The following is a 4,155-nucleotide window of genomic DNA, read 5'->3' as shown; positions in this document are numbered from 1 at the left end:
TTATATCCATGTTTTTATAATGTTGATCTTTTAAACTATTTCCCATAAATCCTCACTTTCTTGTACAAAAGATGAGCATTATCAGATACGCTATTCTTAGGTTTTCCCCTCAGATGGGAATCCGGAAAGGAGCGCATTTGATATGCAAATAAACTATTTAGATGCTGTTTCATCAGTTCTCAATATGATGAAGCAGCCTGACAGTGCATGTAAAAATATAGACATGCATAGAACCTGTTACACTACATTTTTCAAGTACCTGATGGATAATGACATTCCTTTTTCTATGGATGCCGCACTGGACTGGCTTGAGATTAAGAAACTGGAAATTTCCTACGAGGCGTGTTCCCAATATAGAAATGCCCTGTTCCGCCTTGAGCATTACCTGCTTTTTGGGGATATCAAAAGTCCTTTCTGCCGTTCGGAAGACAGCTTTTTCTGCAGGAGCGGAATGTCGGAATCCTTTTTCCGTCTGACATATGAGCTGGAAGAATACTATGCGGCCAGCCAAAACCCCGGCTATTACCATACGTATTCCGTTGCCATAAAAGAGTTTTTCCGGCTTGCGACGTCCCTTGGAATTACAGAGCCGGAAGCAGTAACCATAGATACTCTTATCGAATACTGGAATACTTACTGCAAATCCTGCAGTTCTTCCGGCAGACGCCAAAACGCCGTATGCGCTATGACGGCGCTTATGAAATACCTTCACCGCCGGGGTGATGTGCCGGAGTGCTATCAGCTGGTTCTTTTTGGTGGGAACGCTGAAATACTGCCGGGTATGAGGCTTCCAAAAACAGGCGTCGCATTTCATCCCAGTGTACCCCTTGAACATAAAGCGGAAGAATATCTTGACGCTCTGAATGATTGGAAATACATGGAGTCATCAAAAGCTGTTTACCGCAATGATTTCACCTGGTATTTTATGTTTTTGGAACTTAACCGTCTGGAACATTCACCAGAAACTGTAACCCTATGGATAGATATGCTTCCGGATTGTCCGGATCAGGCCAAAGCCGGCAATTCCATATCGGCCCGCCGTTCACACACGATCAGAATGTTTGGGAAGTATCTCCAGGGTACAATGGAATCTAACATAACTGCAGGCCAAAAGCGTGCGTCCGACCAACTCCCGTCATGGAGCAGAACCATTCTTGATGGTTTTATAGAGAGCCGCAGGCGGGATGGGATGGCCAATAATACACTTACCATGTGCAGAGCTGCCGGATGCAGTTTTTTCAAATATCTTGAAGACAACGGGATAGATCATCCAATGTCCATAACGCCGGATGTGGTGAAAGCATTCCATAACCAGGATGTCCACTTGACCCCGGAGAGTAAAAATGCATATGGGTCTAAACTCCGCCAGCTTCTGCGGTACATGGCCGGCCAGGATCTGGTTTTGCCGACACTTGTTTTTGCGGTATCCGCAGGCTGCGCTCCCCATCGCAGCATCGTTGATGTCCTGAGCGATGATATGGTTAAGAAAATATATGAATACCGTGAGAAAGCCTCCACCCCCATAGAACTCAGGGACACAGCCATGGTTATGCTCGGACTCCGGATGGGTATCAGGGGCGCAGACATCCTAAAGCTCCAGGTAAATGATTTCGACTGGAAAAATAAAACGGTCTCCTTCATCCAGCAGAAAACAAGAAAAGCAATCACGCTTCCAGTACCTACAGACGTAGGTAATTCAGTGTATAAATACATCATGGATGGGCGTCCGGAATCGGCTGCCGCAGGTAACGGATATATATTTATCCGCCATCAGGCGCCATATATCCCGCTTAAAGTTACAACGGCATGCCGCGGGGCTTTAAAAAGAATACTTGCCGAATATGGTTTTGAACTGTCTGCCGGCCAGGGCTTCCATATGACACGGAAGACATTTGCCACAAGAATGCTCCGGGCAGGCAACAGGCTTGATGATATTTCTAATGCCCTTGGGCATGCACGTCAGGAAACTGCTGAGGTATACCTCGAACGTGACGAAGATAAAATGAGGCTCTGCCCTCTGGAATTTGGAGGTGTCTTATCATGACATACATTTTTGAGAGCGGCCTGGCACATCATATCGAAGGGCTTATACAACAAAAACGGGCTGATGGATATGCCTATCATGCCGAAGAAAAGCTGTTAAAACGCTTTGATACTTTTTGCGTACAGAATTATCCGGAACTGACAACAGTTACTTATGAAATGGCAGCCAAATGGTCCGAAGCCAGACCTTGCGAAGGAGATGCCTATCACAACCGCCGTATGTCGGTCGTGAAAGTGCTGGGTGAATATATCCTTTCCCTCGGCCAGGAAGCATACATCCCTAATTTTTTCTGCAAGGCTTACCGCCCGGCCCTTTACATCCCGTCAAAAGATGAGGTTAAGGAGCTGCTGCGGAAAATGGATATCCGCACATCCCATAATTCAGAGCAGCTAAGGCTCGACAGGGAGTGCAAGATTCTTTTTCTCCTGTATTTTTGCTGTGGGCTGCGTCTGTCAGAAGGGCGGCTGCTAAAGTGGGAACATATAGACCTGGAAAAAGGGATCCTTACTATCCTTGGCTCAAAAGGCAGCAAAGACCGCCTTGTATACCTTCCGCAGGACAGCCTTCCAGTACTTAAAAGCTATAAAGAATGCCAGGAAAAGCTTTTCCCCGGAATTGACTGGGCTTTTCCAGGAAAAGACCCGCATAAGCCTGTTTCGTGTTCCGGAGTAGAGTCAAGTTTTAACCGTCATTGGGCTATGCTTCCAGCTGCCGGGACACTTGCTAAACACCCGACGCCCCACTGTTTACGCCACGCTTTTGTAGTGGAGAGGTTTAATGAGTGGATGCACCAGGGAATTGATACAAACACTATGCTCCCATATTTAAGCAGATACCTTGGACATAAAAGCCCTGATGAAACGTATTATTACTATCATCTTGTAGAAAAGGCATTTGATACTATCCGGGAGAAAGATACAGTGTCGGGAAAGGTTATTCCGGAGGTGGTTCCCTATGAAGAATAAACCAGAAAAGATACGGTCTGGCCAGCTGTTCTTTTCCCAGACATGGAACTTTCTAAATGTCTATTTGGTAAAGCAGGCCGGACGCAGTCAGGCTACAGCAGAATCCTATAGGGATTCCCTTACAATATTTAAAAACTATCTTGTAGGTGAATTAGGTAAGTCCATAAGCACCTTTCAGTTTTCCGACTGTACCAAAGAATGTATTTATAACTTTAGAGAGTATCTGCTTGCAAATGGCAGCCAGCCATCAACTGTAAATGTAAGAGTCGCGGCTATCCGCGCCTATCTGAACTATGCCTCGGATATGGACATATCCATCCAGTCGGTTGCTCTGGCAGTCAGCCAGATATCACCCTGCAAAACCATAAAAAAGGAAAAGCCTGTTCTGTCCGAGGATGCACTTGCCGCAATACTGTCCGCACCGCCGGATACGAAGTTTGGTGTACGGGACCGTGCTATTTTGATTCTCCTCTACGATACAGCTGTAAGAGTCAGTGAGCTGCTCAACATCCGCTTATGTGATGTTGCAATGGAATCAAAATATCCCAATATTTTCATAACAGGCAAAGGCAACAAAGAGAGAACCATACAATTGACAGCTAAGGCGGCTGGACACCTTAAGGAGTATATGCGTGTATATCACAGCAATTCTTCTAAAGAAGCCTACTTATTTTCCACAACGATAAAAGGTGTGGCAGACAGGATGTCCGTTGGAAATGTCCAGAGGATTATAAAAAAATATGCAGCCCTGGTAAGCGAGGCAGGGATCAGCATTCCAGATTCAGTCCATTGCCACATGTTCCGGCGGACCAGGGCCACAAATCTTTACCAGGATGGGATCGCCATTGAACTTGTCTCTACAGTGTTAGGACATGCCAGGACTGATACAACCAAAAACTACTATGCAAAGCAGTCTGTTGAACAGCTTCGGGAAGCAATGGAATCTGTTCCAACACCCATACCTGATGAAGCGGCAATGTGGGAGGGCAGTGAAGATGAAATGGCAAGGATTTGTGGATTGCGCTAACGAATAATGCTCATCTTTTAGTAGTAAAGTGCCTTATTTCTCAGCATTCTTAAAAATGATTAACATTTTGGAATGCTGAGTATAACGCTTCAAATGTTGATGTATCCATTTGAAGCCGA

Annotated in this window: 3 protein-coding genes; all 3 read left to right on the top strand. The window is 45.6% G+C overall.

All coding sequences use genetic code 11. From position 1 onward, the window contains the following. Positions 1-142: 142 nt before the first annotated feature. From ACTO17_RS19615 to ACTO17_RS19605, 3 genes are read left to right on the top strand one after another with little or no spacing between them, the layout of a single operon-like run. On the top strand, positions 143-2,044 hold the full coding sequence (locus tag ACTO17_RS19615) for a tyrosine-type recombinase/integrase (protein WP_482559112.1): 1,902 nt from the start codon (positions 143-145) through the stop codon (positions 2,042-2,044). Beyond that, complete coding sequence (locus tag ACTO17_RS19610; RefSeq protein WP_004058800.1) at positions 2,041-3,009, top strand: tyrosine-type recombinase/integrase; 969 nt, start codon at positions 2,041-2,043, stop codon at positions 3,007-3,009. The genes ACTO17_RS19615 and ACTO17_RS19610 overlap by 4 nt, the downstream gene beginning before the upstream one ends. Continuing rightward, positions 2,999-4,036 (top strand): tyrosine-type recombinase/integrase, encoded by a 1,038-nt coding sequence (locus ACTO17_RS19605; protein ID WP_482559111.1) that lies wholly within the window; start codon positions 2,999-3,001, stop codon positions 4,034-4,036. The genes ACTO17_RS19610 and ACTO17_RS19605 overlap by 11 nt, the downstream gene beginning before the upstream one ends. Positions 4,037-4,155: the final 119 nt, after the last annotated feature.

The sequence above is a fragment of the Petralouisia sp. genome, from assembly GCF_056822245.1.
The sequence above is the reverse complement of the archived record's forward strand: the minus strand, read 5'-3'. Positions and strand labels throughout refer to the sequence as shown.

Excerpts from the sequence above, each read along its gene's own strand:
- ACTO17_RS19615 (WP_482559112.1), top strand. The coding sequence starts at position 143 with ATGCAAATAAACTATTTAGATGCTGTTTCATCAGTTCTCAATATGATG.
- ACTO17_RS19610 (WP_004058800.1), top strand. The coding sequence starts at position 2,041 with ATGACATACATTTTTGAGAGCGGCCTGGCACATCATATCGAAGGGCTT.
- ACTO17_RS19605 (WP_482559111.1), top strand. The coding sequence starts at position 2,999 with ATGAAGAATAAACCAGAAAAGATACGGTCTGGCCAGCTGTTCTTTTCC.